Here is a 22,061-nt window from a genome sequence, read left to right as displayed (position 1 = left end):
CGCGCCGCGCATAGTTAGTACCCGGCACATCGGCTAAGAAGGGATTTCGTAGTGCGTCGGCTTCGGATTGCCTCAGCTCTTATCGTCACCTTGCTGACCTTGCTCTGCATGTTCCCGGCTGCAGCCGAACATGACGGAGGCTGGACCGTCTTGCTCGACGAACAGGCCAACCTGCAACTGAGCGATGTACGCTCGGAGCGCTACCGCAACCAGTTCAGCCCGCTGGTACTTGGCGACCTGGATGCCGCCCTGCCGGAACAGGCCTTGTGGCTGCACTACCGCCTGGAACCAGGCGACCAGGAGCAACTGCTACGGGTATTCGCACCCGACCTTTCTGGCCTTGATCTCTACGCCCTCGAAGGCGACCAACTTCTGCGTCAGCTGCACCACGGGCGCCAGGCCGGCAATGCCAGCCCGACCCTGCGTGGCAGCGACCATGTACTGCCCCTGCCCAACAGCAAGCAACCGCTGGATATATACCTGCGCCTGGTCTCCGAGCACCAGTTGCGCCCGGCCATCAGCCTGGAACCTGCGGCCGTAGCCGCCTCGGACGAGAGCCAGCCACTGCTGTTCGGCATGCTGTTCGGCGGCCTGATCATGTTGATCCTGCACAACCTGATCCGCTTCCTTTACAGCCGCTCCACCACCACCCTGATCCTGGCGCTGTACCACGGCCTGATGCTGCTCAGCGGCCTGATCCTGCTGAACCTCAGCGGCCCCTGGTGGCACGTCTGGCACAACGCGCAAACCCCGGCCGCCTACCTGACACTGGTACTGGCCGGCCTGTCGGGGCTGTATTTCACCCAGCACTTCTTCAACCCGTGCAAGTCACCGCGGCTCAACCGCCTGCTGCAGGGCGAAATGCTGGTGGTCGGGGTCAGCGGGCTGGTGCTGTTGTTCGTCGACACCCTGCCCCTCAACCTGATGACCTACGCCCTGATGGCCTTGGGCAGCGTGAGCATGCTGCTGGTCAGCAGCTACCACTGGTACCGGGGTTACGCACCCGCGCGCCTGTTCAGCCTGGCCATGGTGGTGTTCAACCTGGGCGGCCTGGTGCTGCTGCCGGCACTGCTGGGCCTCACCCGCACCTCGACCCCGTGGCTGCTGTGCGTCCTGCTGGGGCTGGCCGTGGCCAGCGGCCTGCTGCTCAACCTGGCGGTCAGCGAGCGCCTGCGCCGCATGAGCGAGGAGCGCTTCAGCGCCAGCCGCGCCCTGGCCGCCAGCGATGCCGAAATAAACGCCAAGGCCGAGTTCCTGGCCAAGATCAGCCACGAAATCCGCACCCCCATGAACGGCGTGCTGGGCATGACCGAACTGCTGCTGGGCACACCGCTGTCCGTCAAACAACGTGACTACGTGCAGACCATCCACAGCGCCGGCAACGAGCTGCTGACGCTGATCAACGAAATTCTCGACATTTCCAAGCTGGAGTCCCGGCAGATCGAACTGGATGACGTGCAGTTCGACCTCAATGCGCTGATCGAAGACTGCCTGAACATCTTCCGGGCCAAGGCCGAACAGCAGAACATCGAGCTGATCAGCTTCACCCAGCCGCAAGTACCGCGGGTGATCAGCGGCGACCCGACACGCCTGCGCCAAGCCTTGTCGAGCTTGCTGGAAAACGCCCTGAAAAACACCGACCAAGGCGAGATCCTGCTGGTCGTGGCGCTGGACCAACGGGGTGAGCTACCGCGCCTGCGCATCGCCGTGCAGGACAGCGGCGAGCCGCTGGCCGCCGCAGACCGCGAAGCCTTGTTGCAGGCCGAGCTGCACAGCCACCACTTCCTGTCCAGCAACAAGCTGGGCGGCCACCTTGGGCTGGTCATCGCCAAACAGCTGATCGGCCTGATGCAGGGCGAGTTCGGTATCAAGAGCAGCACCGGCATGGGCAATACCCTGTGGCTGACCCTGCCGCTTGACCCTTCTCGCCTGGAACAACCCCCGGCCGACCTCGACAGCCCGCTGCGCGATGCCCGCGTGCTGGTAGTAGACGACAATGACACCTGCCGCAAGGTGCTGGTCCAGCAGTGCAGCGCCTGGGGCATGAACGTCAGCGCGGTGCCGTCGGGCAAGGAAGCCCTGGCCCTGTTGCGCACCAAGGCGCACCTGCGCGACTACTTCGATGCCGTGCTGCTGGACCAGAACATGCCCGGCATGACCGGCATGCAGCTGGCCGCCAAGATCAAGGAAGACCCGAGCCTGAACCACGACATCCTGGTGGTGATGCTCACCGGCATCAGCAATGCACCGAGCAAGGTCATCGCACGCAACGCCGGGGTCAAACGCATACTTGCCAAGCCGGTGGCCGGCTACACGCTGAAGACCACCCTGGCCGAAGAACTGGCCCAGCGCGGCCGCGATCAGGCGGTTCCGGCCAGCCTGCCCGGCATCCCGCAGGCACTGGACCTGCCCGGCGACTTCCGCGTGCTGGTCGCCGAGGACAACAGCATTTCGACCAAGGTGATACGCGGCATGCTTGGCAAGCTGAACCTTGAGCCTGACACCGCCTGCAATGGCGAAGAGGCCCTGCAGGCGATGAAAGCCCAGCGCTATGACCTGGTGCTGATGGACTGCGAGATGCCGATTCTGGACGGTTTCTCGGCCACCCAGCAGCTGCGCGCCTGGGAAACCGCCAACCAGCGCCAGCGCACCCCGGTGGTGGCGCTGACTGCGCACATTCTGACAGAACACAAGGAACGCGCCCGTCTGGCGGGCATGGACGGGCACATGGCCAAGCCGGTCGAGCTCTCGCAGTTGCGCGAGCTGATCCAGTACTGGGCCAACCAGCGCGAAGCCAAAGCAGACCCGGCGCACACTTCCTGATCTGTAGTGCCTGTACTGGCCTCATCGCCGGCAAGCCAGCTCCCACCTCGATCGCATCGTTCTCAAGCCATGTGCAGTACCTGTGGGAGCTGGCTTGCCGGCGATGAGGCCAGTAAAGACAACCACAATGCTGCTGATACACTTTCCGTCAACTTCCCTGCAAGGGGCTACCCCATGCTCCATGAGTTGTTCAGCGTCTACCTGAAAATGCTCGTGCTCTACAGCCCGTTCTTCGTGCTGTCGTGCTTCATCAGCCTGACCCGCGGCCACTCCAGCAAGGAGCGCAAGCAACTGGCCTGGAAGGTAGCCTTTGCGGCACTGGTCGCCAGCGTGCTGCTGTACCTCTTCGGGCGGGCGATCTTCGGCATTTTCGGGATCACCGCCGACGCCTTCCGCATCGGCGCTGGCAGTGTGCTGTTCATCTCGGCATTGGGGATGGCCCAGGGCAAGCCGGCGGTGCAGGCCGACAATGTGCAGCAGGATGTGACCATCGTACCGCTGACCATCCCCCTGACCGTCGGCCCGGGCACCATTGGTGCCCTGCTGGTGATGGGCGTCGGCCAGCCGCATTGGGACGACAAGTTGCTGGCTATCATCAGCATCGCCCTGGCCAGCTTCACGGTCGGCCTGGTGCTTTACCTGTCACACGGTATCGAACGCATTCTCGGTGACCAGGGCCTGCAGATCGTCAGCCGGCTGATGGGGCTGTTCGTCTGTGCCCTGGCGGCGCAGATCATCTTTACTGGGATCAAAGGCTACATGCTGCTTTAGAGGGCGTAATCCAGAATGCGCTGCAAAGAGACCTGCACGACGCGGTCCTGAACCTTGGGCAAAAAACTGTGCTCGAACGCCAGAAGGTTGAAGCGGATCAACTCCGCCCGTACGTTGCGATGGCTGCGCTTGCGGCTGATGAAACCAGCACTGAATGCCGAGCGCACATCGGTCTCATGGTAAAGGACCATATCCAGGCGATTGGCACCCGCGGGTGCACAGGGCAATAACTGAAAATGCTGGCGTTCGTAAGCACGTCGCTCAAGCTCCTGCAGCACCGACGGGTTGGCCAGCAGCTTCTGCATGGATATACCGATTGCCGAGGCAAAGTGCTCGCCAGCCGTTGCGGCAATGGTTTCCAGCACCTGGTCGGCCTGCCTGGCGCGGCGTTGGTCCGGCCAATGAACCTGCTCGGCAGACACGGCATCCCAGCCCATGTATTTGAGCTGGTTGCGGTAGTAGGCAAACCAGTCCTCGACCAGCCCTTCCCTGTACGCCGTCTCGGTAGCCCGTTCAGCCATCGCCAGGGCCAGTTTCACCTTGTTTTTCTGCGTGGCAGAAATGCCCGGCAAGAACGAGACGATCCCCGCGCCGATCACGGCAGATGTGGCATCACTCATGGTGTGCTCCCGTTACCGGCGCATGAGGGTCGAAGCGGTAATCCCCTTGTGCATCCTTGGTTTTCATCAACGCCTGCAGCTCATCGCGCTGGCGTTGGAAGCGCCCGTTATCCAGCGCCAGCGAAACCCCGTTGAACTCCGCCTCCCCTTGCAGCACTCGCTCGCGAAGCAATGTGTCCAGCGGGATACCGGAAATCAACGTGTCGACTTGCATCGAGATACTGCAAAGGTCCAGCACCGGCCCGGGCTTGAGCAGGCCCAGTTCGATGACAAGCTTCGATCCCTGCGCCTGGTCCTGCGTACTGAATTTCAGCAAGTGGCCGAAACCCTCCACTGACCGGCTCAAGCCCGTCTTCACCGCTGCCAGCACGGCCTCGTGACGGATCGAGCGCATTCTCAGCCATGCCTCGAGTGGCTGTACCGGCGCGCTGCGCACGGGCTGGCCCAACTGCTTGAGGTCGTGGGTACTGGCCAGTTTTATCCAGCCCAGTTGACGGTACGCGTCCCTGTAGGCGGCATACCAACGCTCATGGTCGTCAAAGCGCGACCCGGCATTCTTGTTGGCCAACAACTGTGCGTAAAGTATCGAGTCGAACGCAGCCTGGCGTTGTGCCTCGACAGCCCCCGTGGAATACAGCAATGCCGTTCCGCCAATCAACATCAGCTGCTCAACTGCACTATTCATGGTCTTGTCTCATCACAAATAAGTGAACAAGGCGGCGTCGGTGCAACGCCGCCGCGCCATCAGATGTCGTATTGCAGAACGTTCTCGACGCTGCGCACGCCGAGTTTGTTTTCCACGGTTTCGCGGACTTTGTCGTAGACGAAGGTGTTGAGCGTGAGCACAGCCGTGCCGGCGTAGTACTCGGTCTTGTCCAGCTTCCACTGGATACCCAGCACGTCACCGTCCACGTTCGGCGCCGACGCCTGGATGCAGCTCACCACCATGACCACATCGTTGTTTTCGGTTTCGATGCAAGCGGCCAGGCCGACCATGCCCCTGGCCTTGTTCTTGCGTTTGTGATCGATAACCTTGGCGTCATTTTCGAGCGTGGTCAGCTTGTCGAAAGCGCGCTTCGCCAACTCGCCCAATGCCGTACCGCCAAACATGGCATTGCCCGCCGCTCCGATTGCCCTTACAGCGACGGCACCTACGGTGACAGAAAGGTCTGCCGAGGTTTCCAGCTCGAAGGTGCGTCGCGGGATGGTAAAGCCAAGATCACGCATGACATCAACGAATTTGTCGTACCACTCGCGGCTCTGCTTTTCTGCATCAAAGGCTTTGTCGGCCACCAAGGTGGCAAAGTGGAAGGCATTCTTCACATCGTGACGGTTTTGCGCAGACATGCCTGCACCGTAGGCAAGCAGGTTGCCTTCGATCAGGACGACAGTGTTGGAGGCAGTGACTTGTGTTTCATCGGACATGTGGAAACTCCTTGATGGTTGCCCTTTGAGTCAGGGGCAACCACCTTAGCCAGCGCGCTCGCCATGCAACGCGCTGAAGGGTTTCCGGAGCAACTAGCTTGCCGTGGGGTACCAACGCGGCGTGTAGGCCCACACCCCACCCGACAGGCGAGGAAACACGCAGGTTGTAGAGGAGCCGACCAAGACCATGGTGCGCATGTCGACCATTTCTGGCAGCAGTTCAGCCAAGGTGACTACCTTCAGCGTCTGCCCCGGCCTACCGATGTCACGGCCAAGGACTACAGGCGTGTTCCCCTCGCGGTGCCGACGCACTACCTCCAGCGCCACCCCTAGCTGGTGCGGCCTGGACTTGGAAATCGGGTTGTAGAAGGCCAGCACCAGGTCAGCCTGGGCTGCCAGGTCCAGGCGTTTTTCGATGATCGACCAAGGCTTGAGGTTGTCCGACAGCGACATCACGCAGAAGTCATGGCCCAGCGGTGCGCCGGCCTGGGCGGCCGTTGCAAGCGAAGCCGACACGCCCGGCAGGATCTCGAGGTCGACGCGATGCCACGCCGGGTCACTGGATTCGTGCAAGGCTTCAAGCACTGCGGCGGCCATGGCGAACACGCCCGGGTCCCCCGACGACACCACCACCACCGAACGGCCCTGGGCCGCCAGCTCGAAGGCATGCCGGGCGCGCTGCATCTCTTCACGGTTGTCGGTGCAGTGCATGATCTGGTCGTCACGGAACGGCCCGGCCATGCGCACGTAGGTTTCGTAGCCAAGCACATCTTCGGCCTGCGCCAGCTCGGCCTTGACCGCCGGCACCATCAGCTCGGCAGCACCTGGGCCCAGGCCGATGACGGCCAGCCGACCACGGCGGCGGCCAACCTGCGCCACCTCTACCGGGGCGGGCGCCACGGCAATGACCACATCTGCCTGCTCGATCAACTGCGCACCGGGCAATGCCGCGGCAAGCATGCCGACCACGTCGTGCGGCTTGGCAGCGAAGCGCAAGGCAACACCCAACGCCTGCGCGGCCTCGTGCAGGGCGCTGTCAGCCATCGCTTGCTCGTCCGCCAGCACGCAGGCGACGGATGGCTCGGCGATGCCGGCCTGCTGCAATGCAGCGCGAATACCGTGCAGGTTGCCAGCTGCGACACCCACTACCACCGAGCGCGGGTGGATCAGCAGTTCGTCGCGCTTGGCCGGGCGGGCCTGATGCCCCACATGGATGGTACGCAGCGCCGCTTCGCTGGCAGGCAACTGCGCCTGTTGCAGCCACGGTGCGTCGCCTTCGATGCGTACCGACTCGCCAGCCAGCAAATCAGAAACAAAGCGCTTGCCTTGCTCGATATCCGCCAGGGCATACCCTTGCGGCGGGTTCAGCAGGCAAGTGCCGAAACGCAGCTCGCCGCTGGTGGTGATCGCTGCGGCAACGCCCAGTGTTTCGGCGATTTCGCGTGCCATCACGTTCACGCCGCCCAGGCCACCCAGCAGCGGCACCACCGCACTGCCGTCCTCGGCCACGGCCAGTACCGGCGGCTCGCTGCCTTTCTCGCTGAGCAGGGTGGCCAGGCTGCGGATGACAATGCCCGCAGCGCACAGCGCGATGATCGGCGTGTCCTGCTGGTACAGCCCGCGCAGGGTATCGCCGAACGAGGCGTACGACTGGTCGGCACCCTCGACACGCCCCTCCAGGCCATGGATGGCGGCCTGTGGATAACACTGCTGGATACGCTGCGCCGTCGCCAGGCTGCCCGGGCCGAGAATGACGATTGCCGGTGCCTTGTGCATGCTCATCCCTGCCATTTTTCCCCCGGCACGATGATCAGCGAGAAGTACGGCGACGACTGCGGGTCGACCTGGTCCAGCGGCACGATCTTCTGGTTGGCCATGGTGGCCCGTTCCACATACAGCGCACGCCCGTCCAGGCCCAGTTCGGCCAGCACGTCGCGGACTTTGGGGAAGTTGCGGCCAAGCTTCATGATCACCGCTGCATCGGCGTCGGCCAGGCGGCGCTTGAGCTCATCGGCCGGCAGTACGCCAGACAGCACCGACAGGCTCTGGTTGCGGTACACCAGCGGCGCGCCCAGTACCGAGGCGCCACCGAGCATCGAGCAGACGCCAGGGATCACTTCGGCGTCATAGCGCTGCGCCAGGCGGTCGTGCAGGTACATGTAGGAACCGTAGAAGAACGGGTCACCTTCGCAGATCACCGCCACGTCGCGACCGGCATCCAGGTGCTCGGCCACCTGCACGCTGGCTTCGTCGTAGAAGTCGCTGATCACCTGCTCATACGACAGCGGCGCCGGCAGGGCCTCGGTGGTGACCGGGTAGACCAGCGGCAGCAGCGTCTGCTCGGCTTGCAGGTGCGCCTCGATGATGCCGAAAGCGTTGCCACGCTTGCCCTTGGCCACGAAGTAACCGACCACCGGCGCTTCGCGCAGCAGGCGCAGGGCCTTGAGGGTGATCAGCTCAGGGTCGCCCGGGCCCACGCCCAGGCCCAGCAGTCGTCCACGCGGCGCCATCATTCCACCTCCGTGGCGAGGGCGTTGACCGCGGCGGCGGCCATCGCACTGCCCCCCAGGCGGCCTTGCATGATCACGAACGGCACACCACGGCTGTCGGCGGCGAGCATCGCCTTGGACTCGGCTGCACCGACGAAACCGACCGGGAAGCCCAGAATCAGCGCCGGCTTGGGGGCGCCAGCGTCAATCATTTCCAGCAGGTAGAACAGCGCGGTAGGCGCGTTGCCGATCACCACCACACTGCCTTCCAGGTACGGGCGCCACAGCTCCAGGGCTACGGCAGAGCGGGTATTGCCGGCGTCCTTGGCCAAGCCTGGCACGCTAGGGTCGCGCAGGGTGCAGATGACTTTGTTGTCTGCTGGCAGGCGGGCCCGGGTGATGCCTTCGGCCACCATGTGCGCATCGCACAGGATCGGCGCGCCGTTGAGCAGGGCTTCGCGCCCGGCCCGGCCGGCACCTTCGGAGAACTGCAGGCCATCGATGGCATCGACCATGCCGCAGGCGTGGATCACGCGCACGGCGAGCTTTTCGAGGTCTGCGGGGATCCGCTCGAGTCGGGCTTCCTCACGGATGATCCGGAAGGAATTGCGATAGATCTCCTGACCATCGCGGATGTAGTCAATCATCAAGGTGCTCCGTCGGCAGGTCGAGCATGGCGCCTGCTTCATTCAAGGTAAGGTCGGTGGCGCGCAGGGTACCGAAGCCCGGCTGCTGCGGGTCACGCAAATAGAGGTCATAACGGCCCGGCGAGCGGGCCAGCAGGGTGGCCGGGGCAACATGGGCCACGGCGCAGGAACGGGGGCAGCCAGACAAGTGCACGCTGGCGGGCACGCCAGGGCCCAGCAGCGCGGCCAGGGCAACCGCGTCGGCCTTGGTCTCGCCAAGGGCCTTGGCGCAGCCGCTGGCACCGGTGCAGGCGCTGATGCGCGCCAGGGGTTCATGGTCGTGGCACAGCAGGCCCAGCGCAGACAGCTCGGCCTGGACCTGGTCGATGTGGTGTGCTTGCAGGTTGGTCAGCACCAGGCTTTGCCAGGGGCTCAGGCGCAGGCTGCCGTCGCCCCGCTCACGGGCAATGCGCGCGGCACCGCGCAGCATGGCCGGGGTCAGGCGGCCTTGCGGCGGGGCTACGCCAAGGGCCACACCCTGCGCCTGCGGTAGCTTGCCCAGCCACGAGGCGTGATGCTGTTCACGGCGCCAGGCAAGCACGGCGGCATCGCGGCGGATATCCAGGCCAAGCCCTTCGACGAAATCGGTCGCCGAGTACACCTCAAGCAACTGGCGCATGCGCGACTGCGCCTGGGTTGCCAGGTCGAGAAAGCGTTCCAGCACCGCGCGCACCAGCGCCAGGCCTTGCGCCAGCGGCACCGCGCCGAGCACCTGGCCATCCGCCGGGCAGCCCGCAAGGCCAAACGCCAGCCAGGTCTGCTGCTCCAGGCGCAGGGCAGATAGCCACAGGTCGTGGGGGTGTTCGAGCATGGCCAGGCGTTCACCGGCATCCAGCTGCACGGCGAACTTGGCCGACAACTGGTGAAAGCGCGGGGTCCCTTCCAACAGGTCGAGGATCTGCCCTGCCAAGGGCCGGGCGTCCAGCAGCATCGCCGGGTCATGCCCGGCCAGCGGGCTGAGCATCAGGTTGCGCACATCGTCACCGGCCGCGTCGCGCGGGCCCAGGCCGGCGGCGAGCAATGTCTCGACCAGGGCGCGATGCTCGTTACCAATGCCGCGGATCTGCAGGTTGCCACGGTTGGTGGCCTCGATCACGCCGCCGGCGAAGCGCTCGGCTGCCGTCGCCACCGCTTCGGCCTGGTCGGCCAGCAGCAGGCCACCCGGCAGCTTGATGCGGCAGATGCCGCCATCACGGGCACTGACAATGCGCCACAACCCCGGGCAGGCCGAGGGGCGGGGCGAAACGTTGGGGGCAAGGGCCTGCGTCAAAGGGGCGTCCGGCAATCTGTGAAAATGCGCTTGAGTGTAGAAGGCGCGGTATTATGCCTGCTTTGTCCGGCGGCATGAAAAGCCGGTGGTCGAGCATCCTCAGCGATTGAGGAAAAATTCCGGACCGCGCCGCCTTCTTCGCGGGCTCGCCCGCTCCCACAGGATCACCGCTGCCCACAGAGGCTGCGGTGATCCTGTGGGAGCGGGCAAGCCCGCGAAGGGGCGCGAAGCGGCCCCAAAAACTGGCGGAATGAATTACATGGCACCCTGGCTGACAGTAGTAGGCATCGGCGAAGACGGCTTCAGTGGCCTGGGCAAACAGGCCCGGCGCGCGCTGCTGGGCGCTGCGCGGGTCTTCGGCAGCCCGCGCCAGCTGGCCCTGCTGCCGCGCTGCGTGCCCGGCGAGCGGCTGGGCTGGCCAAGCCCGTTTTCCTTAGCCCCGGTGCTGGCCCTGCGTGGCGAGCCTGTGTGCGTGCTGGCCAGCGGCGACCCGATGTTCTACGGCGTCGGCGCCAGCCTGGCGCGCCAAGTACCCGCCGATGAAATGCGCGTGCTGTCGATGCCCTCCTCCTGCGCCCTGGCCGCCGCCCGCCTGGGCTGGCCGTTGCAGGAGGTGCAGGTGGTGTCGCTGGTGGCCCGCCCCTTGGCGGCGCTGAATGCCCACCTGCACAGCGGCGTGCGCCTGCTGGTGCTGAGCAACGATGGCGACAGCCCGGCGGCCATCGCCGCGCTGCTCCGCGAGCGTGGCTTCGGGCCAAGCCGCCTGCGGGTTTTCGAACACCTGGGTGGCCAGGAAGAACGCGAGTTGGCCGGCACCGCCCAGGACTGGCCGCACGTCGATACCGCAGCGCTCAACCTGGTGGCCATCGAGTGCCTGGCCGCGCCCGATGCCCCACGCCTGCACCGGCTGGCCGGGCTGCCGGACAGCGCCTTCCGGCACGACGGCCAGCTGACCAAACGCGATGTCCGCGCCATCACCCTGGCGCGCCTGGCGCCCCAGCCCGGCGAGCTGCTGTGGGACGTGGGCGCGGGCTGCGGCTCGATCGGCATCGAATGGATGCGCGCCCACCCGGCCTGCCGCGCCCTGGCCATCGAGGCCGACGAAGGCCGCCAGGCTTTCATCGAACACAACCGTGACGCGCTGGGTGTACCCGGCCTGCAACTGGTCTGCGGCAAGGCGCCTGCGGCACTGCAAGGCCTGGAGCCGCCCGATGCAATCTTCATCGGCGGCGGCGTCACCCGCGAAGGCGTGCTGGACCTGTGCTGGGCAAACCTGCGCCCCGGCGGGCGGCTGGTGGCCAACGCAGTGACCTTGCAAAGCGAACTGGCCCTGGCGCATTTTCGCGAACAGCACGGTGGTGAGCTGACCCGTATCCATGTCGCCCATGCCCAGCCCCTCGGCGCGTTCGACACCTGGCGCCAGGCGCTGCCGATCACCCTGCTGGAAGTGGTGAAACCCGCCGATGCGTGAAGAAACCCGTGAACAGCCCGCGCCCCTGCGCAGCGGCCTCACCACCGGCAGCTGCGCCACCGCCACCAGCCTGGCAGCCGCTCGCTTGCTGCTGAACGGCGAAAGCAGCGACGCCGTCAGCATCACCCTGCCCAAAGGCAAGGTGGTGCAGATGCGCCTCGAATTCTGCCGCCTGATTGGCGAACGCGCCGAAGCCGGCACCCTCAAGGATGCGGGCGACGACCCGGACGTGACCCACGGCGCCCTGCTCTACAGCCAGGTACGCCTGCTGGGCGAACCGGGTATCCGCTTTGTCGCCGGCACTGGGGTCGGTACCGTGACCCGCCCGGGGCTGGTGCTGGCGGTGGGTGAACCGGCCATCAACCCGGTGCCACGGCGCATGATCACTGAGCACCTGCAACGCCTGGCCGAAGAATGCGGCTACCTCGGGGGCTTCGAGGTCACGGTCAATGTGCAGGGCGGCGACCAACTCGCCCTCAAGACCATGAACCCGCGCCTGGGCATCCTCGGCGGGCTGTCGATCCTCGGCACCAGCGGCATTGTGCGGCCGTTCTCCTGTGCGGCCTACATCGCCTCGATCCACCAGGGCATCGACGTGGCCCACACCAACGGCTACACGCACATCGCCGCGTGCACCGGCAACGCCAGCGAAGACACCATGCGCCGGGTCTACGGCCTGCCGGAAATCGCCCTGATCGAAATGGGCGACTTTGTCGGCGCAGTGCTCAAGCACCTGCGCAAGGTGCCAGTGCCACGCCTGACCCTGTGCGGTGGCTTCGGCAAGATCAGCAAACTGGCCGCGGGGCACATGGACCTGCACAGCCGCCATTCCAGCATCGACCTGCCGCAACTGGCCGGCTGGGCTGCAGACGTGGGTGCTGACGAAGCGCTACAGGCGGCCATCATCGGCGCCAACACCAGCCAGCAAGCGCTCGCGCTGGCTCATGCGGCTGGCGTTGCCCTCGGTGACGCGGTGTGTGCCCACGCCCTGGCCTTCGCCCGCAGCGTTGTGCCGGCGCAGGTGCACGTTGAAGTGTTCGCCATCGACCGCCAGGGCGGCATCGTTGGCCAGGCAGGTGTGCAATGACCGCGCGCATCCTGCTGCTGGGTGGTGTGACCGAGGCCTTGGCCATCGCCCGGCGCCTGGGCCCGCAGCATGTCTACAGCCTGGCGGGCATCGGCCGCGTGCCGCAGGACCTGCAATGCCAAGTACGGGTCGGGGGCTTTGGCGGTGCCGAGGGCCTGGCCAGCTACCTGCACGAAGCGGGCATCACCCTGCTGATCGACGCTACCCATCCCTACGCCGCGCAGATCAGCCGCAATGCCGCCAGTGCTGCACGCAGTGCCGGCATCCCGTGCTGGGCCTTGCGCCGCCCGGCCTGGCAGGCGCAAGCGGGCGACGACTGGCGCGAGGTCGAGGACTGGGCAGGGCTGATCGAAGCACTCAAGCCGTTTCGCAGGCCGCTGTTCACGTTGGGGCGTGAGCCACTGCAACATCTGGACGAGATTCCGCCGGAGCAGTTCTGGACCTTGCGGGCGCTGGAGGCATACGCTGGGAACGAACGGTGCGAAGTCATTGGTGCGCGAGGTCCATTCCACATCGAAGATGAGCGCAGCCTTTTTGATGAGCGGGGTATTGATGTGCTGATCAGCAAGAACAGCGGCAGCGTGGCGACGGAACCGAAACTGGAAGTGGCTCGAGAACGGGGGGTTCCGGTTCTCATTTTGAAGCGTCCGCTATTACCTGGCGTGGATTGCGATTTCGATTCTCAGGAATTGCTGGTGGCTGCATTGGAACGCTTCGATGATGACGCCCGCGCAGACTTCATGGTCACCCGCGATCAACCGGAAGAGCAAAAGCGGGAAGATTTGTAGGTCGCTGCACTTTCTGCTCGGTACGACGACAGTTATTTATCGCCCTCAAGATCGAGCGCCGCCCACGCGGCGCATCGCGAGCTATGCTCGCTCCTACGTTTGTTTCGGGCCAATTATTCCTGTGAGCCTTTCGCGCGAACGCTTTGGCGCATGGCTCGATATCGCGTCGTACAAACAAGGCGGTCGCGCGCGACTGATACAGGCATGACTGGCCCGAAACAAACGTAGGAGCGAGCATAGCTCGCGATGCGCCGCGCGGGCGGCGCTCGATCTCATAAGCGCTGCATACCTGTCGACAAACACCCGTCAGCCTTACACCTTTTCTATCAGCCCACAGCCATTATCAGAACACTCCTACAGCCCAATCGGTCTCACCTGAATAGCCTTCGCACACCCCACTGAATTAAGCTTTAGCCCCCTCCCCCGGAAGGTTTCACCCATATGGAAATGCAATGGTGGATCTGGCTGGTCTTCGGCATCGCGCTGATCCTGCTCGAACTGGTCCTGCCGACGTTCTTCATCCTCTGGTTCGGCATCGGTGCCGTGCTGGTCTCGCTCATCTCGCTCGCTGCACCCAGCCTGCAACTGGACATGCAGGTCCTGCTGTGGGTGCTGCTGTCATCCGCCACCACTGCGCTGTGGTTCAAAGTGGTCCGGCGCAAGCAGCCAGACGTGCGCTGGACCGCCGACAGCGTGATCGGTGAAGTGGGCTTGCTGACTGCGGGCGTTTCGGAATTCCAGAAAGGCCGCGTGCGTTTCCAGAAGCCGATCCTGGGCAGCGAAGAATGGACCTGCATCGCCGACAGCGAGATCCCGGTCGGTGAGCGGGTGCGCCTTACCGCCATCGAAGGAAACACCGCCCGCGTCATCCGGGCCTGAACCTGCACTAAAAGGAATTTCGCATCATGACCAGCCTCATCGTCGTCGCCGCCATCGCCTTGTTCGTCCTGATCACCGTGTTCAAGGGGGTACGCATCGTGCCCCAGGGCGAGGAATGGATCGTCGAACGCCTGGGCCGCTACCACAGCACGCTCAAGCCCGGCCTGAACATCCTCATCCCGTACATGGACGTGGTTGCCTATCGCCTGCCGACCAAGGACATCATCCTTGATGTGCAACAGCAGGAAATCATCACCAAAGACAACGCCGTGATCGTCGCCAACGCCCTGTGCTTCGCTAAAGTGGTCGACCCGCAGAAAGCCTCCTATGGCGTGCAGAACTTCTCGTTCGCCGTCACCAGCCTGACCATGACTTCGCTGCGCGCCATCGTCGGTGCCATGGACCTGGACGAAGCGCTGTCCAGCCGCGAGCAGATCAAGGCACGCCTGCGCGAGGCGATGTCGGAGCAGACCGAGGACTGGGGCGTGACCGTGCGCTCGGTGGAAATCCAGGACATCAAGCCTTCGGAAAACATGCAACTGGCCATGGAACGCCAGGCGGCGGCCGAGCGTGAGCGCAAGGCCGATGTGACCCGCGCCGAAGGCGCCAAGCAGGCAGCAATCCTCGAAGCGGAAGCACGCCTGCAGGCGGCCAGGCTGGATGCCGAAGCGCAGATCAGCCTGGCCGAGGCCTCGGCGCGGGCGATTTCGCTGGTCAAGGAAGCGGTAGGCAACGAGACCGTGCCAGCCATGTACCTGCTGGGCGAGCGCTATATCGGGGCCATGGAGAACCTGGCGGGCAGCAACAATGCCAAGGTGGTGGTGTTGCCGGCTGACCTGCAAGAGACCGTGCGCGGGTTGATGGGCCGCAACAAGGCCTGAGATTGATTTTACCTTCTTCGCGGGCACGCCCGCTCCCACAGGTACCCCGCAGCTCTCAAGGTTGTTGGTAATCCTGTGGGAGCGGGCGTGCCCGCGAAGCAGGCGACACCCGTTCAACTGCCCACCTGCGTCACTTCACCGCACCCCGCCATTTTTACCTATACTCCGCCTTACAATACCCGCCACGATTCCTGACCGGATCTCTCCATGCCCCCACGTCGGCACATCGCCTGGATAGCCTGCCTTGCAGTGCTGTTCAACCTGCTGGCCATGCCGCTGGCCTCTGCCGTGCCCAAGGGCCCGGCCGAGCAGCTGCTGTGGGGGGCTTTCTGTTCCAGCATGGCCAACAAGGCCAAGGTTGATGTCCAGGCCCTGGCCAAGATCGACCTCGGCCCGCAAAGCGACGACAGCGCCAGCATGATGAATTGCTGGTGCTGCTCGGGCGCCGCACCGCTGCTGGCCCTGCCCGGCTACCCGCCGCAGCTGCACAACCCGCCAACACGGTTTGCCGGCCTGCTGCCGCCCCCCGCCGACTACCAACCCACGCCGCGCCAGCTCTGGCCTGCGTTAAACCCCCGTGCCTCTCCGCTGGCCTGAGTTCATCACGCTGTCTGCCTGAACCTGAACAGAACGGAGATTCACCATGCTCAAGCACGCCCTCGTCATGGCCGCCCTGCTGCTGCCCGGCGCCTTTGCCAATGCCCACGAATACAGCGTGGGCGACCTGCACATCGCCCACCCCTGGTCGCTGCAGTTGCCGCCCAACGCCCCGAATGTCGCCGCGTATTTCGTGGTGCACAACAATGGCACGGCCGATGACCGCCTGCTCAGCGTCGACAGCCCCATCAGCAATGATGCGCAGCTGCACGAGCATGCCATGAGCGCCAGCGGTGCCATGAAGATGCAGCAAGTACCCAGCGTGGTCGTGCCTGCCGGCAAGGACCTGACCTTCGCCCCCAGCGCCTACCATGTGATGCTGATGCAGCCCACCGACCGCAGCCTGCTCAGCGACGGCAAGCGCTTCCCGTTGACCCTGCATTTCGAAAAGGCCGGCGACATTACCGTCGAAGTGGCCGTGCAGAAGCAGGCGCCAGCGGACCAGCCGCAAAGCCACGAACACGCACACTGACAACTGCTGACAGGCACTCGCCATGAGCCTGCCGCGCAACAGCATCAGCCGTACCACCCGCCCTGACCGCAGGCGCGCCGGTGGCGGATGGCTGAGCCTGTTCGCCATGTGGATGATCTTCATCGGCCCGCTGATTTCGCAGTCGATGCCGATGGAGCACCACGCCGGCATGAGCATGCCGATGGACATGCCGATGGCGGCTGCCCATCAGCATGGCGGCGACAGCCATCACGGCCACGGCGGCGATGGCCAGTTGCACGTGATGTGGGAAAAGTGCGGTTACTGCAGCCTGTTGTTCAATTGCCCGGCCCTGCCCCAGGCCCTCAGCCCCCTCAGTGCCGGCAGCGTCGTCCCCTCCACCCACCTGCTTGCGCCAACACACCAGGGCCATGCCCGGCAGGCTGTATTCCCCGGTGCGCGCAGCCGCGCCCCGCCTTCCTCGATCACCGTCTGAACCGACATTTTGCGCACGGAGCCAGGAGGCTTCGCGCTAACTCATGACTGATCGACTGGAATCATTATGTCCGGCTGCACCCCTGTTTTTGCCTTGTCCCTGCGTGGGACCATCGCCGCCATATGCGGCTCGCTGCTCGCGCCCGTGGCCCTGGCCGCCGACCCTGGCCATGAAGGCCACGCGCACGACGCACCCGAGCTGAGCCCGACGGTGATCACCGCCGTGGCCCCGAGCTCGCCGCTGACCGTGGTCACCAACCCGAAAGACCCGCGCCAGCCCGTGCCGGCCAGCGACGGCGCCGACTACCTGAAGACCATTCCCGGCTTCTCGGCCATTCGTGCCGGCGGCACCAACGGCGACCCGGTATTGCGCGGCATGTTCGGCTCGCGCTTGAACATCCTCACCAATGGCGGCCTGATGCTGGGCGCCTGCCCCAACCGCATGGACGCACCCACCTCCTACATTTCGCCGGAAACCTACGACCGCCTGACCGTGATCAAAGGCCCGCAAAGCGTGATCTGGGGCCCGGGCGGCTCGGCAGGCACCATCCTTTTCGAACGCGAACCGGAGAAGTTCGGCACCCTCGGCAGCCGGGTAAACGCCAGCCTACTGGCCGGCTCCAACGGCCGCTTCGACAAGGTGCTGGATGCCGCCGCCGGCAACAACCAGGCTTACGCCCGCTTCGTCGGCAACCAGTCACGTTCGGATGACTACCACGACGGCAACAACGACACCGTGCCGTCGCGCTGGGAAAAATGGAACGGCGATGTCGCCCTCGGTTGGACGCCCGACCAGGACACCCTGCTGGAGCTCACCGCGGGCAAGGGCGATGGGGAGGCCCGCTATGCCGGGCGCGGCATGGACGGCTCGCAGTTCAAGCGCGAAAGCCTGGGCCTGCGCTTTGAAAAGTCCAACCTCGGCGAGGTGCTCGACAAGGTCGAGGCACAGGTCTACTACAACTACGCCGACCATGTGATGGACAACTACAGCCTGCGTACTCCGTCGGGCAGCGGCATGATGGGCATGCCGATGGTGAGCAACGTCGACCGCCGCACCCTGGGCGCACGCATCAAGGCCACTTGGCGCTGGGCTGACGTACAACTGATCAGCGGCATCGACGCGCAGACCAACGAACATCGCCAGCGTGGCGGCATGGGCGTGGACGCACACAAGGGCCAGGCCTGGACCAAGGACGCCGACTTCCACAACTACGGCGCTTTCAGCGAACTGACCTGGTACGTCAGCGGTGAGGACCGGCTGATTACCGGCGCCCGCCTGGACCGCGCCTCGGCCCGTGACTTCCGTCAAGGCAGCGCCACTGAAGGCGATACCCGCGCCGACACCCTGCCAAGCGGTTTCATCCGCTACGAGCACGACCTGGCGGCCATCCCGGCCACCACCTACATCGGCCTCGGCCATGCCCAGCGCTTCCCCGATTACTGGGAGCTGTTCTCGCCCAAGCTGGCACCGCCCGGTGCAGCCAACGCCTTCGACGGCATCAAGCCAGAGAAGACCACCCAGCTCGATTTCGGCATCCAGTACCGCACCGAGCGCCTGGAAGCCTGGGCTTCGGGCTATGTCGGGCAAATCCGCGACTACATCCTGTTCGACTACCGCACCGGCATGATGGGCATGAGCACTTCCCAGGCACAGAACATCGACGCCCGCATCATGGGCGGCGAACTGGGCGCCGCCTACCAGCTGACCGAAAACTGGAAGGCCGACGGCACGCTGGCCTACGCTTGGGGCAAGAACAGCAGTGATGGCAAAGCGCTACCGCAAATGCCACCCCTGGAAAGCCGCCTGGGCCTGACCTACAGCCGCGATGTGTGGAGCGTCGGCGCACTGTGGCGGCTGGTGGCCGCGCAAAACCGCATCGCCGAGAACCAGGGCAACGTGGTCGGCAAGGACTACGACAAGAGCGCCGGCTTCGGCGTGTTCTCCCTGAACGGCGCCTACAAGGTGAACAAAAACCTCAAGCTCAGCGCGGGGGTCGACAACCTGTTCGACAAAACCTACGCCGAGCACTTGAACCTGGCCGGGAACGCCGGGTTCGGCTACCCGGCTACCGATCCACAGCCGGTCAACGAGCCAGGCAGGACCTTCTGGACCAAGGTCGACTTCAGCTTCTGACAACAACCACGGGCGCAGCTTCGGTTGCGCCCATCTGCTGGTCAAACAGGAGGTTCCCATGAGAGGAACACGCATCAATTTCTATAACCTGGCCTGGCGTTGGCACTTTTATGCGGGGCTGTTCGTGGCCCCGTTCATGATCCTGTTGGCGATCACCGGGATCATCTACCTGTTCAAGCCGCAGCTCGACCCGCTGCTGTACCGCGACCTGATGGTGGTCGAAGCCGGCCACCACCGACAGGGCGCCGATGCGATGCTGGCCGAAGTGCGCCAGGCCTACCCCAAGGGCCACGTCGGCCAGTACCTGCCGCCCATCAACGCCGAGCGCAGTGCGCAGTTCGTGGTGCATGACGGCGGGCGCGAACTGAACGTGTTCGTCGACCCGTACAGCGGCAAGGTGCTCGGCGAGCAGGACGGCAAGCAGAACCTGCAGGCCATCGCCCGCGCCCTGCATGGCGAGCTGATGGTCGGCACGGTCGGTGACCGCCTGGTGGAGCTGGCTGCAGGCTGGGGCATCGTGCTGGTGGTGTCGGGCCTGTACCTGTGGTGGCCGCGCGGTCGTAACGGCGCTGGCGTACTGTGGCCCAGGCTGTCGGCACGCGGTCGGCTGTTCTGGCGCGACCTGCACGCGGTTACCGGCTTCTGGGGTTCGGCCTTGCTGTTGATGATGCTGGTCAGCGGCATGACCTGGACCGGCCTGTGGGGCAAGCAGTACGCCGATTTGTGGAACCGCTTCCCGGCGGCCATGTGGAACGACGTGCCCAAGTCGGACCAGCAGGCGGGTGAGCTTAACAACGCACACCGCCAGACCGTGCCCTGGGCGATGGAAAACACGCCGATGCCACAGTCCGGCGCACACGCCGAGCACGCCGGGCACCACATGATGTCGGACATGCCCGCCGCGCCCCAGGTGAGCGTGCAGCAGGTCGAGGACATCGCCACCTCGCGCCAGGTCGAGCCGGGCTACAGCATTACCCTGCCGACCACGGCAGACGGGGTGTTCACCATTGCCGTGTTCGCCGACGACCCGCGCAACGACGCCACCCTGCATGTCGACCAGTACACCGGCAAGGTGCTGGCCGATGTGCGCTGGCAGGATTACAGCCCGGTCGCCCGCGCCACCGAGATGGGCGTGATGCTGCATGAGGGCAAGATGTTCGGGGCGTTCAACCAGATCGTCATACTGCTGGTGTGCCTGATGATTCTGCTGGGGTCGGTGAGCGGGCTGGTGATGTGGTGGAAGCGCCGGCCTGAAGGCGGCCTGGGCGTACCGCCGCTGCGCCATGACCTGCCGCGCTGGAAGGCGGCGGTGGGGGTGATGCTGGTGCTGGGGGTGATGTTCCCGCTGGTGGGGGTGTCGATGGTGGTGATGTGGGTGGTGGATAGCCTGGTGGTCAGGCGCCGCCGGGTTCTGGCCAGCGCCTGAGTTCTGTACTGCCTGTACCGGCCTCTTCGCGGGTGAACCCGCTCCCACAGGTTCTGCGCCAGACCTGTGGGAGCGGGTTCACCCGCGAAGAGGCCAGTGCAGGTTGTCGAACTATTCCTACGAAACGCAGGCTGCTATCGAAAAATCGTGGCGATCTGTCGCGATCTCGAACTGGAACGACCGTGTTAGCCTAGCCGGCGACTTTCAAGGGAATGCAGCTTATGACCGCAACTTCACCAAAACCACAAGAAGAGCAGCACCTGCAACGCAACCTGACCAACCGCCACATCCAGCTGATCGCCATCGGCGGCGCCATCGGCACCGGCCTGTTCATGGGCTCGGGCAAGACCATCAGCCTGGCGGGTCCCTCGATCATCTTCGTCTACATGATCATCGGCTTCATGCTGTTCTTCGTCATGCGCGCCATGGGCGAACTGCTGCTGTCGAACCTCAACTACAAGTCGTTCATCGACTTCTCCGCCGACCTGCTCGGCCCCTGGGCCGGTTACTTCACCGGCTGGACCTACTGGTTCTGCTGGGTGGTCACCGGCATTGCCGACGTGGTCGCCATCGCCGCCTACACGCAGTTCTGGTTCCCCGACCTGCCACAGTGGATACCGGCGCTGACCTGCGTGGGGCTGCTGCTGTCGCTGAACCTGGTGACGGTAAAAATGTTCGGCGAGATGGAGTTCTGGTTCGCCCTGGTCAAGATCGTCGCCATTCTCGGCCTGGTCGCTACCGGCCTGTACATGGTCATCACCGGCTTCACCTCGCCCAGCGGGCGCACTGCACAGCTGGCCAACCTGTGGAATGACGGCGGCATGTTCCCCCATGGCCTGATGGGCTTCTTCGCCGGGTTCCAGATTGCCGTGTTCGCCTTCGTCGGCATCGAGCTGGTGGGCACCACCGCCGCCGAAGCGAAGAACCCGGAGCGCACCCTGCCACGGGCGATCAACTCGATCCCGATCCGCATCATCGTGTTCTATGTACTGGCGCTGATCGCGATCATGGCCGTGACGCCTTGGCGCGACGTGGTACCGGGCAAGAGCCCGTTCGTTGAATTGTTCGTGCTGGCAGGCCTGCCGGCGGCGGCCAGTATCATCAACTTTGTGGTGCTGACCTCGGCGGCTTCGTCGGCCAACAGCGGCGTGTTCTCCACCAGCCGCATGCTCTTCGGCCTGAGCCAGGAGGGTGACGCACCCAAGGCCTTCGAGAAACTGTCGAGCCGCTCGGTGCCGGCCAACGGCCTGTACTTCTCCTGCACCTGCCTGCTGCTGGGGGCGGTGCTGATCTACCTGGTACCGAACGTGGTCGAGGCGTTCACGCTGGTGACTACCGTTTCGGCGGTGCTGTTCATGTTCGTCTGGACGCTGATCCTGCTGTCGTACCTGAAGTACCGCAAAAACCGCGCGGCGCTGCACCAGGCGTCGAAGTACAAGATGCCGGGCGGGCGTTTCATGTGCTACGTGTGCCTGGTGTTCTTTGCCTTCATCCTGGTGTTGCTGAGCCTGGAGGCGGATACGCGCTCCGCTCTGGTGGTGACGCCGATCTGGTTCGTGCTTTTGGCGGTGACCTACCAGTTCGTACGCAGCAGGCGCCATCCGCGCACGGCAGTGCGTAACGGCTGATGGCCTCGGGGCCGCTGTGCGGCCCCAATCCTGTGCACACAAATATTTCAGGCACCAACCTGGACCTCGCAAACGCCCCAACACCTCGCACAACCCCTCTA

At 64.7% G+C, this 22,061-nt stretch carries 20 protein-coding genes; 13 read left to right on the top strand and 7 right to left on the bottom strand.

The genetic code is table 11. The annotated features are described in order from the left end of the window. Positions 1-51: 51 nt before the first annotated feature. Together ABOC32_RS06020 and ABOC32_RS06015 are read left to right on the top strand one after the other, a co-directional pair. Entirely contained in the window at positions 52-2,823 is a 2,772-nt protein-coding gene (locus ABOC32_RS06020) for a response regulator (RefSeq protein ID WP_426810409.1), read from the top strand. A 174-nt stretch (positions 2,824-2,997) separates the two neighbouring features. Then, positions 2,998-3,594: a MarC family protein gene (locus ABOC32_RS06015; protein WP_086977177.1), complete on the top strand. Its 597-nt coding sequence runs from the start codon at positions 2,998-3,000 to the stop codon at positions 3,592-3,594. On the opposite strand, the gene ABOC32_RS06010 is transcribed toward ABOC32_RS06015, so the two are convergent. From ABOC32_RS06010 to cobG, 7 genes are all read right to left on the bottom strand, one after another. Further along, on the bottom strand, positions 3,591-4,214 hold the full coding sequence (locus ABOC32_RS06010) for a hypothetical protein (protein ID WP_234226727.1): 624 nt from the start codon (positions 4,212-4,214) through the stop codon (positions 3,591-3,593). The two genes, ABOC32_RS06015 and ABOC32_RS06010, sit on opposite strands and share 4 nt — an antisense overlap. Beyond that, positions 4,207-4,899 (bottom strand): hypothetical protein, encoded by a 693-nt coding sequence (locus ABOC32_RS06005; protein WP_426810408.1) that lies wholly within the window; start codon positions 4,897-4,899, stop codon positions 4,207-4,209. Before ABOC32_RS06005 ends, ABOC32_RS06010 begins: the two co-directional genes overlap by 8 nt. Before the next feature lie 59 nt (positions 4,900-4,958). Beyond that, complete coding sequence (locus tag ABOC32_RS06000; protein WP_426810407.1) at positions 4,959-5,639, bottom strand: hypothetical protein; 681 nt, start codon at positions 5,637-5,639, stop codon at positions 4,959-4,961. Between the two features lie 93 nt (positions 5,640-5,732). Further along, positions 5,733-7,430 carry a precorrin-3B C(17)-methyltransferase gene (gene cobJ, locus ABOC32_RS05995; protein WP_426810406.1) on the bottom strand — a complete coding sequence of 566 codons (1,698 nt, stop codon included), beginning with the start codon at positions 7,428-7,430 and terminating at the stop codon, positions 5,733-5,735. Next, positions 7,418-8,152, bottom strand: coding sequence for a precorrin-2 C(20)-methyltransferase (locus ABOC32_RS05990; protein WP_426810405.1), 735 nt, complete (start codon positions 8,150-8,152; stop codon positions 7,418-7,420). The genes cobJ and ABOC32_RS05990 overlap by 13 nt, the downstream gene beginning before the upstream one ends. Further along, positions 8,149-8,775 (bottom strand): precorrin-8X methylmutase, encoded by a 627-nt coding sequence (locus ABOC32_RS05985; protein ID WP_016489386.1) that lies wholly within the window; start codon positions 8,773-8,775, stop codon positions 8,149-8,151. Before ABOC32_RS05985 ends, ABOC32_RS05990 begins: the two co-directional genes overlap by 4 nt. Then, positions 8,768-10,099, bottom strand: a complete 1,332-nt coding sequence (gene cobG, locus ABOC32_RS05980) for a precorrin-3B synthase (protein ID WP_426810404.1) — start codon at positions 10,097-10,099, stop codon at positions 8,768-8,770. The genes ABOC32_RS05985 and cobG overlap by 8 nt, the downstream gene beginning before the upstream one ends. Before the next feature lie 244 nt (positions 10,100-10,343). On the opposite strand from cobG, the gene cbiE reads away from it, so the two are divergent. The 11 genes from cbiE to cycA all read left to right on the top strand — a co-directional run bounded on the left by cbiE (position 10,344) and on the right by cycA (position 21,960). Next, complete coding sequence (cbiE, locus tag ABOC32_RS05975) at positions 10,344-11,555, top strand: precorrin-6y C5,15-methyltransferase (decarboxylating) subunit CbiE (RefSeq protein WP_426810403.1); 1,212 nt, start codon at positions 10,344-10,346, stop codon at positions 11,553-11,555. After that, complete coding sequence (locus ABOC32_RS05970; RefSeq protein ID WP_426810402.1) at positions 11,548-12,642, top strand: cobalt-precorrin-5B (C(1))-methyltransferase; 1,095 nt, start codon at positions 11,548-11,550, stop codon at positions 12,640-12,642. Before cbiE ends, ABOC32_RS05970 begins: the two co-directional genes overlap by 8 nt. After that, entirely contained in the window at positions 12,639-13,430 is a 792-nt protein-coding gene (locus ABOC32_RS05965; RefSeq protein WP_426810401.1) for a cobalt-precorrin-6A reductase, read from the top strand. The genes ABOC32_RS05970 and ABOC32_RS05965 overlap by 4 nt, the downstream gene beginning before the upstream one ends. Positions 13,431-13,871: 441 nt before the next feature. Next, positions 13,872-14,309 (top strand): NfeD family protein, encoded by a 438-nt coding sequence (locus ABOC32_RS05960; RefSeq protein WP_426810400.1) that lies wholly within the window; start codon positions 13,872-13,874, stop codon positions 14,307-14,309. A 26-nt stretch (positions 14,310-14,335) separates the two neighbouring features. Further along, positions 14,336-15,190, top strand: a complete 855-nt coding sequence (locus ABOC32_RS05955; protein ID WP_426810399.1) for an SPFH domain-containing protein — start codon at positions 14,336-14,338, stop codon at positions 15,188-15,190. Between the two features lie 207 nt (positions 15,191-15,397). Continuing rightward, complete coding sequence (locus ABOC32_RS05950) at positions 15,398-15,787, top strand: DUF2946 domain-containing protein (RefSeq protein WP_086977194.1); 390 nt, start codon at positions 15,398-15,400, stop codon at positions 15,785-15,787. A 46-nt stretch (positions 15,788-15,833) separates the two neighbouring features. After that, on the top strand, positions 15,834-16,319 hold the full coding sequence (locus tag ABOC32_RS05945; protein WP_426810398.1) for a copper chaperone PCu(A)C: 486 nt from the start codon (positions 15,834-15,836) through the stop codon (positions 16,317-16,319). A 22-nt stretch (positions 16,320-16,341) separates the two neighbouring features. Further along, complete coding sequence (locus ABOC32_RS05940) at positions 16,342-16,773, top strand: DUF2946 domain-containing protein (RefSeq protein ID WP_426810397.1); 432 nt, start codon at positions 16,342-16,344, stop codon at positions 16,771-16,773. Between the two features lie 66 nt (positions 16,774-16,839). Then, positions 16,840-18,906 carry a TonB-dependent copper receptor gene (locus ABOC32_RS05935; RefSeq protein WP_426810396.1) on the top strand — a complete coding sequence of 689 codons (2,067 nt, stop codon included), beginning with the start codon at positions 16,840-16,842 and terminating at the stop codon, positions 18,904-18,906. A gap of 58 nt (positions 18,907-18,964) precedes the next feature. Then, on the top strand, positions 18,965-20,332 hold the full coding sequence (locus ABOC32_RS05930) for a PepSY-associated TM helix domain-containing protein (RefSeq protein ID WP_426810395.1): 1,368 nt from the start codon (positions 18,965-18,967) through the stop codon (positions 20,330-20,332). A gap of 221 nt (positions 20,333-20,553) precedes the next feature. Continuing rightward, positions 20,554-21,960, top strand: coding sequence for a D-serine/D-alanine/glycine transporter (gene cycA / locus ABOC32_RS05925; RefSeq protein ID WP_043200829.1), 1,407 nt, complete (start codon positions 20,554-20,556; stop codon positions 21,958-21,960). The last annotated feature ends 101 nt before the right edge of the window (positions 21,961-22,061 follow it).

This window comes from Pseudomonas sp. WOUb67, assembly GCF_050058005.1.
Classification (GTDB): Bacteria; Pseudomonadota; Gammaproteobacteria; order Pseudomonadales; family Pseudomonadaceae; genus Aquipseudomonas; species Aquipseudomonas putida_R.
Note: the sequence above shows the minus strand (reverse complement) of the source record. Positions and strands in the feature narration are given on the sequence as shown.

What these genes read in the sequence shown, in the direction of transcription:
- ABOC32_RS05940 (WP_426810397.1), top strand. Translation starts at nt 16,342, where the DNA reads ATGAGCCTGCCGCGCAACAGCATCAGCCGTACCACCCGCCCTGACCGC.
- ABOC32_RS06000 (WP_426810407.1), bottom strand. Translation starts at nt 5,639, where the DNA reads ATGTCCGATGAAACACAAGTCACTGCCTCCAACACTGTCGTCCTGATC.
- cycA (WP_043200829.1), top strand. Translation starts at nt 20,554, where the DNA reads ATGACCGCAACTTCACCAAAACCACAAGAAGAGCAGCACCTGCAACGC.
- ABOC32_RS05930 (WP_426810395.1), top strand. Translation starts at nt 18,965, where the DNA reads ATGAGAGGAACACGCATCAATTTCTATAACCTGGCCTGGCGTTGGCAC.
- ABOC32_RS05965 (WP_426810401.1), top strand. Translation starts at nt 12,639, where the DNA reads ATGACCGCGCGCATCCTGCTGCTGGGTGGTGTGACCGAGGCCTTGGCC.
- ABOC32_RS06015 (WP_086977177.1), top strand. Translation starts at nt 2,998, where the DNA reads ATGCTCCATGAGTTGTTCAGCGTCTACCTGAAAATGCTCGTGCTCTAC.
- cobJ (WP_426810406.1), bottom strand. Translation starts at nt 7,430, where the DNA reads ATGGCAGGGATGAGCATGCACAAGGCACCGGCAATCGTCATTCTCGGC.
- cbiE (WP_426810403.1), top strand. Translation starts at nt 10,344, where the DNA reads ATGGCACCCTGGCTGACAGTAGTAGGCATCGGCGAAGACGGCTTCAGT.
- ABOC32_RS05990 (WP_426810405.1), bottom strand. Translation starts at nt 8,152, where the DNA reads ATGATGGCGCCGCGTGGACGACTGCTGGGCCTGGGCGTGGGCCCGGGC.
- ABOC32_RS05960 (WP_426810400.1), top strand. Translation starts at nt 13,872, where the DNA reads ATGGAAATGCAATGGTGGATCTGGCTGGTCTTCGGCATCGCGCTGATC.
- ABOC32_RS05935 (WP_426810396.1), top strand. Translation starts at nt 16,840, where the DNA reads ATGTCCGGCTGCACCCCTGTTTTTGCCTTGTCCCTGCGTGGGACCATC.
- ABOC32_RS05950 (WP_086977194.1), top strand. Translation starts at nt 15,398, where the DNA reads ATGCCCCCACGTCGGCACATCGCCTGGATAGCCTGCCTTGCAGTGCTG.
- ABOC32_RS05955 (WP_426810399.1), top strand. Translation starts at nt 14,336, where the DNA reads ATGACCAGCCTCATCGTCGTCGCCGCCATCGCCTTGTTCGTCCTGATC.
- ABOC32_RS05970 (WP_426810402.1), top strand. Translation starts at nt 11,548, where the DNA reads ATGCGTGAAGAAACCCGTGAACAGCCCGCGCCCCTGCGCAGCGGCCTC.
- ABOC32_RS06005 (WP_426810408.1), bottom strand. Translation starts at nt 4,899, where the DNA reads ATGAATAGTGCAGTTGAGCAGCTGATGTTGATTGGCGGAACGGCATTG.
- ABOC32_RS06010 (WP_234226727.1), bottom strand. Translation starts at nt 4,214, where the DNA reads ATGAGTGATGCCACATCTGCCGTGATCGGCGCGGGGATCGTCTCGTTC.
- ABOC32_RS05945 (WP_426810398.1), top strand. Translation starts at nt 15,834, where the DNA reads ATGCTCAAGCACGCCCTCGTCATGGCCGCCCTGCTGCTGCCCGGCGCC.
- ABOC32_RS05985 (WP_016489386.1), bottom strand. Translation starts at nt 8,775, where the DNA reads ATGATTGACTACATCCGCGATGGTCAGGAGATCTATCGCAATTCCTTC.